Origin of the sequence: Paenibacillus sp. USHLN196, assembly GCF_037144955.1 — a bacterium.
GTDB lineage: Bacteria > Bacillota > Bacilli > Paenibacillales > Paenibacillaceae > Paenibacillus > Paenibacillus xylanexedens_C.
Map to the genome: position 1 here is coordinate 1 of NZ_JBBCYH010000074.1, position 223 is coordinate 223.

The following is a 223-nucleotide window of genomic DNA, read 5'->3' on the forward strand; positions in this document are numbered from 1 at the left end:
AAGCTGATCTTGTGTAAACAAGTGAAGTGTTTATAAGGTAGATTGCACGTACGATGGTTTTGGGTGGGAGCGACTTTTGGCTTTGCGCAAGCAAAACAAGGGAAGCGAGCGGCCAATACCGGAGCACGAGGTTAAGCTACTAAGAGCACACGGAGGATGCCTAGGCGCTAGGAGCCGATGAAGGACGTGGCGAACAACGAAACTGCCTCGGGGAGCTGTAAGC

The 223-nt window shown here is 52.0% G+C and carries 1 rRNA gene; it reads left to right on the forward strand.

Features of this window, described 5'->3' with window-relative positions:
* Positions 1-129: 129 nt before the first annotated feature.
* Positions 130-223: ribosomal RNA gene (locus WFI24_RS34400) — 23S ribosomal RNA — on the forward strand; the annotation flags it as partial.